The 11,311-nt window shown below is 69.6% G+C and carries 10 protein-coding genes; all 10 read right to left on the bottom strand.

The genetic code is table 11. The annotated features are described in order from the left end of the window. On the bottom strand, positions 1 to 866 hold an 866-nt coding region (locus tag RWX45_RS01635), incomplete at its 3' end, for a hypothetical protein (RefSeq protein ID WP_316022048.1). After that, complete coding sequence (locus RWX45_RS01630; RefSeq protein ID WP_316022047.1) at positions 863 to 1,486, bottom strand: hypothetical protein; 624 nt, start codon at positions 1,484 to 1,486, stop codon at positions 863 to 865. The genes RWX45_RS01630 and RWX45_RS01635, both read right to left, overlap by 4 nt. Further along, a complete protein-coding gene (locus RWX45_RS01625; protein ID WP_316022046.1) occupies positions 1,473 to 2,876 on the bottom strand; it encodes a sugar transferase in 1,404 nt (467 codons plus the stop codon). Before RWX45_RS01625 ends, RWX45_RS01630 begins: the two co-directional genes overlap by 14 nt. Further along, on the bottom strand, positions 2,873 to 4,060 hold the full coding sequence (locus tag RWX45_RS01620; protein ID WP_316022045.1) for a glycosyltransferase: 1,188 nt from the start codon (positions 4,058 to 4,060) through the stop codon (positions 2,873 to 2,875). Before RWX45_RS01620 ends, RWX45_RS01625 begins: the two co-directional genes overlap by 4 nt. A 10-nt stretch (positions 4,061 to 4,070) precedes the next feature. Continuing rightward, entirely contained in the window at positions 4,071 to 5,027 is a 957-nt protein-coding gene (locus tag RWX45_RS01615; RefSeq protein ID WP_316022044.1) for a glycosyltransferase family 2 protein, read from the bottom strand. Next, a complete protein-coding gene (locus tag RWX45_RS01610) occupies positions 5,024 to 6,082 on the bottom strand; it encodes a glycosyltransferase family 4 protein (RefSeq protein ID WP_316022043.1) in 1,059 nt (352 codons plus the stop codon). Before RWX45_RS01610 ends, RWX45_RS01615 begins: the two co-directional genes overlap by 4 nt. Next, on the bottom strand, positions 6,079 to 7,179 hold the full coding sequence (locus RWX45_RS01605) for a glycosyltransferase family 4 protein (RefSeq protein ID WP_316022042.1): 1,101 nt from the start codon (positions 7,177 to 7,179) through the stop codon (positions 6,079 to 6,081). Before RWX45_RS01605 ends, RWX45_RS01610 begins: the two co-directional genes overlap by 4 nt. After that, positions 7,176 to 9,434, bottom strand: coding sequence for an N-acetylneuraminate synthase family protein (locus RWX45_RS01600; protein WP_316022041.1), 2,259 nt, complete (start codon positions 9,432 to 9,434; stop codon positions 7,176 to 7,178). The genes RWX45_RS01605 and RWX45_RS01600 overlap by 4 nt, the downstream gene beginning before the upstream one ends. Further along, the gene (locus RWX45_RS01595) at positions 9,431 to 10,135 is read right to left on the bottom strand and encodes an acylneuraminate cytidylyltransferase family protein (protein ID WP_316022040.1); all 705 of its coding nucleotides are present in this window, start codon (positions 10,133 to 10,135) and stop codon (positions 9,431 to 9,433) included. The genes RWX45_RS01600 and RWX45_RS01595 overlap by 4 nt, the downstream gene beginning before the upstream one ends. A 28-nt stretch (positions 10,136 to 10,163) precedes the next feature. Continuing rightward, positions 10,164 to 11,240, bottom strand: a complete 1,077-nt coding sequence (locus tag RWX45_RS01590) for a hypothetical protein (RefSeq protein WP_316022039.1) — start codon at positions 11,238 to 11,240, stop codon at positions 10,164 to 10,166. Positions 11,241 to 11,311 lie beyond the last annotated feature (71 nt).

Here is an 11,311-nt window from a genome sequence, read left to right as displayed (position 1 = left end):
CCGTAAAAAGGCGTCGACTCGAGTTTGAGCGTGGTCGCCTCGTCGATGCGCTGGCGGAGCAGATCGGTGCCCGTGCGGTCGGAAAACACCCCGACTCGGGAGTAGTCGTCAACGAGTACGTTCAGCGCCAGCACAATCCCCCCGCCGAGCGCCAGCCGCTGCATCAGCGACGGCAGCACCGGCCGCAGCAGCATCCATACGCCCGCCATGGTCAGGGCCGCGAGCGTAGTTCGTGAGCCGGTCAACCACACGCCGCCGACGGTGAGGACGAGCAACGGCGCCACATACCGACGGCGCACGTAGGCGCAGGTGGTGATACCGATGACCCCGATGACCAGTGCGGCGTGATTCTTATCCTCCAGGTAGCCGGTGAGGTTTCCGCCGTACGTGTCCGGGGCCAGGCCCGCGTAAAACAGCGCCGCGTTGATGACCAACCCGGTTATCGCCCCGCGCAGCAGTGACGGAAGATGAGCTCGGCCAGTCCCGACCAGCAGGGCCAGCATCATCATGATGGTGATGTGGACCGAACGCCGGATCCAGTCCACCTCACCGATGAGGGAAACAGCTACGAGGTAGGCCAGGAGGAGAAAATAGCCGGGAATGAGCAGGGAGGCTCGGCCCAGGCGGTAGCGGGGCCGACGCAGCAGCATGATGCCGATGAATAGGATGCCGACGACGTCGCTGACGGGGATGGTGGAGGGCACCCCTGGAAGCGTCCGGAACATGGTGACTAGGCCGAAGGCCGCATCCACAATATGGGTGGATTCCTGTGGCGTGTGCGTCGGCAGCGTCCACGCCCAGCGCCGCTGCGGGGGCGCTGCGGGGGCCGGCGCGGCGGTGCCCGTGGCCCTCGTTCCGATCGTCATGAGGCGATCCTAGAGGCCGCTAGTCCCAGCGCGGCAGAGCCGACCACGTCCCACAGCGTATGCGCCGTCCCCGCCAACAGCGCCACCGCCAGGCAGCTTCCGAGCACCCCCGCACCCACGTCGACGGCGCGGCGGTATCCCGCACCCACCGCCGCGCGCCACAGCATCCAGGCGGCGAGGAAAGCGGCCAGGTGCCCGGAGGGGAACGTTCCCTCATGCGGGAACCATCCATGCTCAATGTGCAGGCCGAGTTGCTGCAGAACCAGCACTGTGAACAACAGCAGCCCGGCGCCGGCTCCGGCCCACGCCAGCTCCCGGCGTCGCCCCGCCGACAGGCCGATCCCGAGAGCGACGAGCGCCGCCAGGCAACAGACCGGGAGGGAGCCCAAGGCAATCGCTGCGGACAGGATGTTCGCACCGACCGCCTCGCGCAGCGCCCCGAACTCCACGAGCACGCGGTAGCCGAGTTCCTGGGCGGGGGCGGCGGTGGCGGACACCAGCCACGTCAGCAGCGCCACCACCAGCCAGGGGACGGCGGCGCGCAAGCGGCTGCGCATCCCGCCCGTCGTCCGGCTGTGGGCGTCCCGAGGCGACGCCGACGACACCTCAGTACGCCCCATGTGAGGACAGAACCGCCTTGCCGGTGCGCAGGAGGATGCTCAGGTCGCGGAGCATCGACCAGTTGTCGATGTAATACAGATCCAGACGGATGGTTTCCTCCCAGGGCAGATCCGAACGTCCGGAGATCTGCCACAGCCCGGTCATTCCCGGCCGTACCCGCAGACGCTGGTACTCATCCGCCGTGTATTGAGCGACTTCCCGCGGCAGCGGCGGCCGCGGCCCGACCAGGCTCATGTCGCCGCGCAGCACATTGATGAGCTGGGGCAACTCGTCGAGCGAGTAACGGCGGATGAAGGCGCCCACGCGCGTCACCCGCGGATCGTCCGCTAACTTGAACATGACCGAGTTTGTGTCATGGCCGCCCTCAAGGTCCGCCAGCTGCTCCTCGGCGTCCACCACCATGGAGCGGAACTTGAGCATGGTGAAGTGCTTGCCGTCGCGTCCCACCCGTTCTTGGCGGAAGAGCGCCGGACCGCCGTCGCATTTGACGGCGAGTGCAAGGAGAAGCAGCAAGGGGGAGATCACAATGAGCCCCAGCCCGGAGCCGATGATGTCGAAGATCCGCTTGGAGGTGGACAGCGCCGCCTTGGCGTGGGAATCCTCAATGTAGACCAGGGGCATCCCGGCCACCGGGTGCATGCGCATGCGGTCTTCGGAGACATCCGCAAGTGAGGGCACGACCGCGAGCCGGGCATGGTGCCCGTCCAGTTGCCAGGCGTAGCGGCGGAAGTCGGTGGCCGATGACACCGAGTCGCCGGTGAACAGGACCAGGTCGATGTGTTGATGCTCAATGATCGTCATCAGCCGCGGATCCGGGTCCTGGCTGGCCTCGGACGGGGCGGCACTGTCTTGCAGACTGAGGGCGACGATGGGGCGCAGCCCCAGCCAGGATTCGCGCCGCAGAATGCGGGCGATGTCGTCGGTCTGCTCCGGGCTGCCCACCAGGAGAACCAGCTGGCCGCCGTGCTCGCGCTGGTAGAACCAGTGCAGAAAACGGCGCAGGAGGAATCGCCCCAGCAGCGCGAGCGGCACGGACAGGGCGAAGAACAAGACGAAGAAAGCGCGCGACAGGGGCGTATTGGTGAGGAAGAGCAGCAGCGCGGTGAAGGCCATGGCGAAGAACTGCGCGTTCATGACAGTCCGGTACAGCGCCGTGCCGGTGACCAGCCCCCGTGACGCATAACCGCCGAACAGGGCAATGATGACCACACCGGACAGCACAATGACGGGGCTCAGGGGCATGAGGATCGCATTGAGCGTGGCCTGGTCATTGAAGAAGGGGATGCGTTCACGCAGGTGGAGGGCCAGTGCCAGGGACGCGGACAGCAGCAGGGCGTCGAGCAGCACCATCCCGATCCTCACCAGGATCAGGAAGATCCGGTTCGTCATCGCCTACCACCAGCTTTGTGCCCCGGTGTCGGCGCGGCCAGCGCAGCCACCTCGGCGTGCAGGGCGGTGGCGAAGCGTTCTTCGGAGAAGCCCGCTCCGTGCGCCCGGATCGCCTCTGCCTCCCAGTGGCGGTTCCCGGCCCGCTCCACCGCGTCGACGACGGCCGCCGGCGTCGCCTCCTCCAGGAACAGTCCCGTTGTCCCCTCCTTGACCGTGTCGAGGTACCCGCCGCCGCGCAGGGCCAGCACCGGCGTGCCGAAGGCATAAGCCTCCAACGGCGTGAGACCGAAGTCTTCGAAGGACGGTGCCAGCAGGGCAGTGGCGTGCGCGTAGGCCCAGCGCATCTGCGCGTCGGACAGCCCCGCGAGCAGCCGGGCGTTGTCTGGCGCCATCGCCGCCAGGCGCTCCGCCTCCGGGCCGCGCCCGATGACGAGCACACGCTCCTGCGGCATCCGCCGGAAGGCCTCAAGCACGACGTCGACGTTCTTATACGGCATGAGTCGGGACACAACCAGGTGGAACCCGGGCCAGCCCGGACCCGCCCAGGCGGCGACCTCATCGATCGGGTCCTGTGCGGCCGCCGCGTCGAGACCCCCCGGCGGGAACAGCACCTTGGCATCGATCCCGTAGACGCGGGCGATTCGTTCGGCCACGATCGTCGAATTCGCCAGGTAACAGTCCGCGCGTCGGGCCGCCCGCCGATCCCAACGCAGCAGGGCGGGACGCAGCGCCGCCAGGCCGAGGGCGCGCACGCTCACCCGCGGGGCAGTGCCGAGGTACTGGTCGCGCAGATGCAGGAACCGCGCCGGGGAGTGGCAGTAGACCAGGCTGCGGCCCGTGGTGCGGAAGCCATGCGCCCAGCCGGTCGAGGAGGCCACCATGATGTCCGCATCCACCCGCATGGCTGTGGCGGCCGGAGCCAGCAGGGGCAGGGCGATGCGGTGGTCGCGGCGCAGTGGGGCCAGGTGGTTGAGGGGGCTTACGCGGATGTCCGCGTCGGCGAACTCGGGAAAGGTGCCCGCGGGCTCGTAGAGGGTGGTGTAGATCGGCGCGTCGGGGAAGGCCCGGTGCATCGCCAGGACGACGCGCTCGGCGCCGCCCCGCTGCGTGAGGTAGTCGTGGGCGATGGCGACTCGGGGAGAAGCGGAGGTCGTGGACATGACAGACGGCGTGACAGTGGACATGAACCGCTCCTCAGAAACGCGCCACAACGGACTCGGCATGTGCATAACCGGCGAGGGCGGCGGACTCCACCGCCAGGGCGACGAGCTTCTCCCCGACCGGAGTCGGTACCAGGGGCAGAGCCTGGTCGATACGGGAGGCAAGCGCCTCGAAGCGTCCCTCGGCACCCAGGCGTTCGACCGTGCCAACGAGCGCGGCCCACCAGCCGTCGCCGGCGGTCGGGGCGGGCAGGGCCTGGCTGTGAAGCGCGTCGAAAGTGCGCCGCGCCGCCCCGGAGTGGTAGGCGCGCAGTGTACGGGAGCGGGCGGACGTGGCCGCTCCGTGGTGAAGCGTCTCAAGTTCGGGGGCGAGCACCACGGCGATACCGGCCGTGTGGAGGCGGTAGCCGTAGTCGACGTCCTCCCAGCCGTAGTGCTGATAGGCGGGGTCGTAGCCGCCCAGACGCTCCCATGTGGCGCGGGTGACCGAGCAATTCGCCGCCCAATGCCGCCACGGGGGCACCACCCCGGCGTAGGAGTCAGCCAGGCTGCGCCGCACGCGCGTGCGCCCGTAGGCGCGCGCGTAGGCATTGTTGGGCAGGACATCACGGGTCAGCCCCACCACCCCGATAGGGGAGGGCGCCGCCCGGTGGCGGGCGATGTGCCCGGAGACGTAGTCGGGCCCCGGCTCAAGGTCGTCGTCGCAGCGCACAAGGACCTCGCCGCGTGCGGTGTTAAAACCGGCGTTGAGCGCGGCCACGCGCCCCTGGTTCTTCTCGAGGACGAGCGCGCGCACGGGCACGCCGGCAGCGGCCGCCGCCTCGACGAGGGCAGGGGAGTCATCCACGCGCCCGTCGACGACGACGAGGGCCTCGAAGTCATCGGTGTCCTGGCGGGCGAGCGCCTCGAGCAGAACCGGCAGCCTGTCCGCACCCCGATACGAGGGAATGACGAGGGAGGCGACGGGATGGGCGGAACGGGCCGGGCTCATGCGGCGCCTCCCGCGGGCAGGACGTCCATGAGAAGGAAACGCAGATGCCGCAGTCCGGCCGCCGGGGAGAACCGCTCCTCCCAGCGCTCATACATGCGCTGCACGACGGCGGCGGTCTGAGCGGCCGGCGCCGTCGCGAGCCGAGCAATCATCGCGGCGAGGTCCGCGACGCTGCCCGCGTGGCTGAGCCACGGGTAGTCCGCCCCCACCACCTCGGGCAGCGCGCCCGCGTCGGAGACGATGAAGGGGACGCGCGCGCTCATGGCCTCGGCGGCCATGAGCCCGAAGGTCTCTTCCTGCACGGAGGGGAACACGGCCATATCCACGCGCGCGAAGAACTCCGCCCGGTCCATCCACCCCGGACGCTCCACCAGGTGGGCGACGGGCGCCAGCGCCGCCTCCACCACCGCTCGGTCCGCTTCGGGGACGAAGCGGGGTTCGCCCGCGAGCAGCAGGCGGTAGCGGCCCGGGGCTGCGGCGTCGAGCGCCGCCAGGGCCTGGGCGAGGACCACCACGCCCTTACTCGGGCTGAGACGGCCCAGGAAACCGAGAGTGACGGGTGCGTCGGTGGGCGGGTTCAATCCGCGAGACTGCGCCACCACGGGCACCGGCTCCACCCAGTTCGGCAGCACCTGCGCCCCGGGGAAGTGCCTGGCCATGGACCAGGACGGCACCAGGGTGACGAGCGCCCCTGCGCCAGCCAGCCGCCCCGCTGCCACGTGGGCCAACGACGGCGCCTGGTGGAGGTGGACGATCCGGTTGGGGCGGCCCGTCGTCGCCAGGGCCGGGACATGCCCGTTGCACCACAGCACGCCCTGCCGTCGGGCCGCATCCCAGCGGCGCAGGCCGGCCAGGTATTCCCGGCGGGAGGAGCCGCGAATCGCCGTCGTTGGCAGCCCCATCCGGGCGGCCGCGACGCCAACACCGTCGGCATGGGCGGGGGCGACTACGGCCACTTCGTGACCGAGCTCCCGCAGCGCGGAGGCGAGGGCGAGCAGCATGACCTCCCCGCCACCGATCTCGGCGTTGTTGGCGGCCAGGGTGATGCGGGTCATGCGAAGCACCCCCGGTAGACGTCCACCACGCGTGCGCACATCTGGGCCACGCTCGGCCAGGAGCCCAACGACGGGCGGGCCGAGAGCTCCAGCCCCTGGATTTCCAGGTGCGCGGCCAGACCGCGCAGGTCGTCGGCCGCAACCAGGCAGCGTGTCGGCAGGATCTCCGGGTTGCCGCCCACCGGCGTGGCTACGACCCCCAGGCCCGCCGCCACGGCGTCCAGCAGCGAGTAGGAGCAGTTCTCCCAAACGGACAGCTGGGCGAGCACATCGTGGGAGGCGAGGGCCGCGGCGGCGTCGAGGAAGCCAGGGAAGGTCACCGAGTCACCCAGCCCGAGCGCCTGGACACTGCGGCGCAGCGCCGGCTCCTCCACACCGGTGCCGGCGACCGTGAGCCGTGCCTCCCGATGATCGCGGTGGAGGAGGGAGAAGGCCTTGAGCAGCTCGCCGATGCGCTTCTCCGGGGCCAGACGGGCCAGGGAGAGGATCCGCAGCCCCGGCTTGCGGGCCTGGCGGGCGGCGACGACGTCGACCCCGTTGGGGATGACAACGATGTCGCGGCGGGGGTGCCAGGTGACACGCATGGCGTCGGCGGTGGCCCGGGAGACGGCGATGAGTGCGTCGAAGCGCTCGCAGCGGGCCGTGTGGACGGCCGCCATGAGACGACGCCGGGACGCGGAGGCGTGGTAGACGGCGTCATGCCCCGGGGCGGCAATGCCGTGCTCGGTGGACACCAGGCGCACCGGCCAGGAGACGGGGATGGCCAGGGCGGCGGCGATATCCGCCCAGGCCAGATGCGTGTGGAGAACTGCCGGGCGCAGGGTGCGCACCGCGTGGCGCAGGCTGCCCACCGAGGCGCGCAGCCCTGCCTGCGGGCCGAAGGGCTCAGCCAGCACCGGGGTGCCCTGGGCCCGCAGCGCATCGGCGAGCGGGCCCGGCGGGCACAGCACCACCAAGCGGGTGCGCGGCAGCCCGACCCGGGCCACGTCGAGGACGTGGCGGGCCACGCCGCCCAGCTCCGCCACCGGCACCGCCCACAGGGCGATCGGCGCATGACCGGCGACACCCCGGTAGGCCGGGGCGGCCGCGATCGTCATAGGTACCGCTCCAGACGGTCCAGACCCACCCAGAAGCCCTCGCCGTTGTTCACGTGCCCCATCCAAATCTCCGGGATGAACGACACGCCCGGAGCGAGACGGTCGAGTTGCTCGGCGAGCTCGGGCCAGTCGACGTCGCCCTCCTCTACCTGGACGCCCTCGCCGTCCACGCCCTTGCCGTCCACAATGTGCAGGTGCGTGGCCAGGGGCGCCAAGATCTCCGTGTACTCGCGCAAGGGGCGGTGCTCGTGGTTGGCCGACAGCATCGAGTGGGAGATGTCGTAGGTGATGCCCAGACCCGAGCGCTCCACGAAGTCGGCCAGCGCCTCCGGGCTCATGAACAGGTTGTGGTACTTCTGCCCGCCCAGCAGCCACGGGAAGGGCGGCAGGGTCTGCGGGGCCAGGCGAACCCCAGAGTGGTCCACGCGTTTGAGTCCCTCAATGATCCGGTCGTACATGGCCGGCACCTCATCGGGGGAGACGAAACCGTTGTCGGTGAAGCCGCCCAGGGTTGCGATGAACACCGGGTCCTCAGCCTGGGTGAAGTAGGGGCGCAGGGAGCGGGTGACGTCGATGGTGCGCTGCAGCTCCCGGATGGAGCGTTCCCAGACCGCGTCGTCCCGAGAGGCGAGGTCGAGGATGAAGTCACCGCTGAACAGGTCCGGCAGGTGGCAGGTGTAGCCCATGGGCAGGGGCGTCTGCGCGAAGTCCGCGAACACCTCCTCCACATCCATGTCCAGGTCCTTGTAGGAGTAGTGGAACTCCAGGAAGTCCGGCTGGGCGCCGGCATCGAGGATGGAGCGGAAGTCGTGATAGCGCACGGGCACGCCCCAAGGACGGCGGAAGGAGTAGGCGCGGGGACGGGCCGGGGAATCGGAGATGTCCCCCTCGTAGAAGAAGTCCCCGGCGGCGACATCGCGCACCGCCAGGCGCCCCACCAGACGAGGCCGGGCATTGGGCTGCAGCCCCCGCCCGGGACTCTTGACGTCGACGTCGCCCTCCTCGATCCGCTCCCCGGCGGTGATATCGCGCGCCGCGACGAGGGACTTGGCGAGGTTGGCCCGGTTCATGAACTCGCCGGGTGCCACGGTACGCGGATCGTCCGAGCCCAAAGCCGCCTCGACGTCGCGGAGCTGGCGGACCATCGCAGCGAATTCGTCCGGGAGCAGCGAGACCTTGTGGTCGTTGCCCTCCAGGTTGCGGTCGGTCGTGAAGTGCTTCTCAATGATGCTGGCGCCCAGGGCCACCGCCGCCATGGGCACGTGATAGCCGCGCTCGTGGCCCGAGTAGCCCACGGGGCAGTCCCCGATCTCCGCTAGACGGCGCATGTACCGCAGGTTGACGTCCTTGAAGGGCGCCGGGTAGGAAGACTGGCACTGCAACAGCGCGTAGGCGGCGGAGTAGCGCCGGATGAGGGCCACGGATTCGCGAATCTCCGCCTCGGTGCTCATTCCGGTGGACACGATCAGCGGCAGCCCTTCGCGGGCGGCGGCGCGCAGCAGCTCGTGGTTGGTCAGGTCCGCCGAGGCGATCTTGACGGCGTCGATGCCGTACTCGAGCAGGACGTCGAGGCTGGGCAGATCCCAGGGGGTGCACATGAGGTCGATGCCGCGCTCGCGGCAGTGATCGAAGACCTTGACCATGGTTGCGGCGGGCAGTGAGAAGCGGGTGAGCAGATCCAGGGTGTACTGGGCGCCCAGGTCCTCCCCGGCGGTGATACGGCCCGAGGCGCCCCGGTAGAGGGCGTCCATGTCCCGCAGCTGGAATTTCACGCAGTCGGCGCCGGCGTCCACGGCGAGGTCCACCAGCTCGATGGCGCGCGCATACTCGCCCTGATGGTTGTTGCCGATCTCGGCGATGACGTAAACCGGCTGCCCCTCGCCCACCCGGTGGGAGCCGACCGTGAAGGACTCGTTGCCGGGGTGGGCTACGCCCGTCACCCGGCCGCGCTCATCCAGGATGGGCACCAGCGTGACGCCGTCGCGGAACAACCAGTCGAGTTCGTCGATGACGGTCCCCTCCGTGACTGAACGGGGGGTGCGGTTGGCCACCTGGAGCGCGGGGACGTCGAGGTCGGCGTGCCCGGAGGTGAGCCAGCGACGCACGTCTCCGTCCGTGAGAGAGCCGACCAGCCGGCCGTGCTCATCCACGAGGAAGATGGTGCGCGCCTTGTTGGCATTGATCTTATTGAGCGCCGTGAGGAGGGAGTCCTCTGCGAAGACGATGTAGGGGGTGACAGAGCGATCGATGCTCATGCGAGACCTTCCTGCTGGCGCATCTGGATGAGGGTTTTTCCGGCGAGTTCGAGGTCCAGCGGGCTGTCAATATCAATGCCCTCGACCTCGTCCATAATGAATAGGCCGACCGTTCCGCCGATCCGGTTATTGCGCTCGTAGTAGACCCAGGGACGGGTGACGTACAGCGACCCCGTCTCCCGGTAGCGCATGTGATCTGCGGTGAGTTCCTGACGCCGCGGGCGGCGATCGACGTCATAGTCCGCGGTGGGGCCGTGACCGTCACGGGCGGTCCACCACAAGAAAGGCGTTTGGGGAACGACGCCGATGAGGGAATCGACGCCGGTGTCCTCGGCCTGGGCAATGGCGCGATCAATGGTGCCGGGACGGCGCACCGGAGAGGTGGCCTGGAGCAACATGACATGCTCGGGCGTGTAATCGCGCGCGGCGAGGACGTCCAAGGCGTGGAGGATGACCGGTTCGGTGGCGGTGGTGTCCTGCGCGAGCTCGACGGGGCGGTCGATCACCTCGGCGCCGGCGGTGCGCGCCACGTCGGCGATCTCGGCGTCCTCGGTGGACACCACCGTGCGCACATCCCGGGTAGCGGCAAGGGCCTGCTCAATGGTCCACACGAGAAGGGGCTTGCCGCCGACTTCGCGTAAGTTCTTACGGGGGATTCCCTTGGAACCGCCGCGGACAGGAATGACGGCCAATGTGCTCATGTGGAGGTTGTGCCTTTTGCTCGAATAGTTACGGACTGAGAGAAGTACGTGCGATGACAGCTGCGGGCTCGGCGCCGGAAACAAGCGGATATGACGTAGGTGCGTCATACCAGGGGGACATGTTATAGCGCGTCTGGAAACCGACTAGCCACGAGGGTGCGTCCATTGCATAACACCAGGCGGGGATACCACGGGCGGCGGCCTCAAGGATCCCCGTGGAGAACACCGAAACCACGGGCGAGGCGGTGCGGAACAGCGGGGTGTCGGAGCGGTCGATGTCAATGCCACGGTGCTCCCAGCGGGCGTGGGTGAGGCGGGAGAGACGGTCACGCTCGGAAGGATGGGGACGATAGCGGGCGCCGGTGGTGGTGCAGAAATGCTCGCTCACGCGGGTCATGTAGCGCCGGCCCAGCTCGACGCCGTGCAGCTGGCCGAGAAACGTGGGGCGCGCGTCGACGGCGACCGCGATGCGCGGCTCTTGCGCTGCCCGCCACAACAGCTGGGAGCCGACGACCTCATAGGTGATGTCGGTGCGGCCCGAGGCCCAGAAAGCGGCGTCGGCGGCGGACCAGGCGAGCAGGTGAGCGCCGGCGGGCAGGGGGGCCATGAAGGGAGTGAGCAGGCCGTGCTGGACCACGATGAAGCGGGCCCCGCGGCGTTGGGCCCAGCGGTAAGCACCGGCCCCCAGCGGCAGGTAGTGGCCCACGGCCAGGACGCTGTGCACGGTCTCCAGACGCTCGGACACGCTCCCCGCGGTCAGCGGCACCGTGGTCCACGCATCGCCGTCGCCGGGCAGGTGGGGCACCACCGCGGCGGGGCTGACGACGGCGACATCCGTCCCCTCGGCCAGCATATGGGCGAGGGGCGCGAGCAGCGCGGCCCGCTGGGAGGAGGTGGGGGCGTCAACGACGACGAGCACCTGCGGGCAGGTGCCATGCAGGCTGAGGACGTCGTCAGGGATGGCGGGGCGGCCCAGGGCGGTGCGTACGCCGTCGACGACGGCGGCCTTGGCGCGGCGCGCACGGTGGTGGGAGCCCTCCCAGCGACGCCAGGCGCCCAGGTCGTAGGGGTGGACGAGCCCGTCCACGGGTACGGCGGGGGTCATATCAGCTCCACAGAGTCTCAAGCAGGGCGGCGCGGTGGTCGAAGGTGTGCAGGGCCAGGACGGCTTCACCA

This window comes from Actinomyces sp. MRS3W, from assembly GCF_032465695.1.
Classification (GTDB): Bacteria; Actinomycetota; Actinomycetes; order Actinomycetales; family Actinomycetaceae; genus Actinomyces.
Note: the sequence above shows the minus strand (reverse complement) of the source record. Positions and strands in the feature narration are given on the sequence as shown.

What these genes read in the sequence shown, in the direction of transcription:
- RWX45_RS01630 (WP_316022047.1), bottom strand. Translation starts at nt 1,486, where the DNA reads ATGGGGCGTACTGAGGTGTCGTCGGCGTCGCCTCGGGACGCCCACAGC.
- RWX45_RS01625 (WP_316022046.1), bottom strand. Translation starts at nt 2,876, where the DNA reads ATGACGAACCGGATCTTCCTGATCCTGGTGAGGATCGGGATGGTGCTG.
- RWX45_RS01590 (WP_316022039.1), bottom strand. Translation starts at nt 11,240, where the DNA reads ATGACCCCCGCCGTACCCGTGGACGGGCTCGTCCACCCCTACGACCTG.
- RWX45_RS01620 (WP_316022045.1), bottom strand. Translation starts at nt 4,060, where the DNA reads ATGTCCACTGTCACGCCGTCTGTCATGTCCACGACCTCCGCTTCTCCC.
- RWX45_RS01605 (WP_316022042.1), bottom strand. Translation starts at nt 7,179, where the DNA reads ATGACGATCGCGGCCGCCCCGGCCTACCGGGGTGTCGCCGGTCATGCG.
- RWX45_RS01600 (WP_316022041.1), bottom strand. Translation starts at nt 9,434, where the DNA reads ATGAGCATCGATCGCTCTGTCACCCCCTACATCGTCTTCGCAGAGGAC.
- RWX45_RS01595 (WP_316022040.1), bottom strand. Translation starts at nt 10,135, where the DNA reads ATGAGCACATTGGCCGTCATTCCTGTCCGCGGCGGTTCCAAGGGAATC.
- RWX45_RS01610 (WP_316022043.1), bottom strand. Translation starts at nt 6,082, where the DNA reads ATGACCCGCATCACCCTGGCCGCCAACAACGCCGAGATCGGTGGCGGG.
- RWX45_RS01615 (WP_316022044.1), bottom strand. Translation starts at nt 5,027, where the DNA reads ATGAGCCCGGCCCGTTCCGCCCATCCCGTCGCCTCCCTCGTCATTCCC.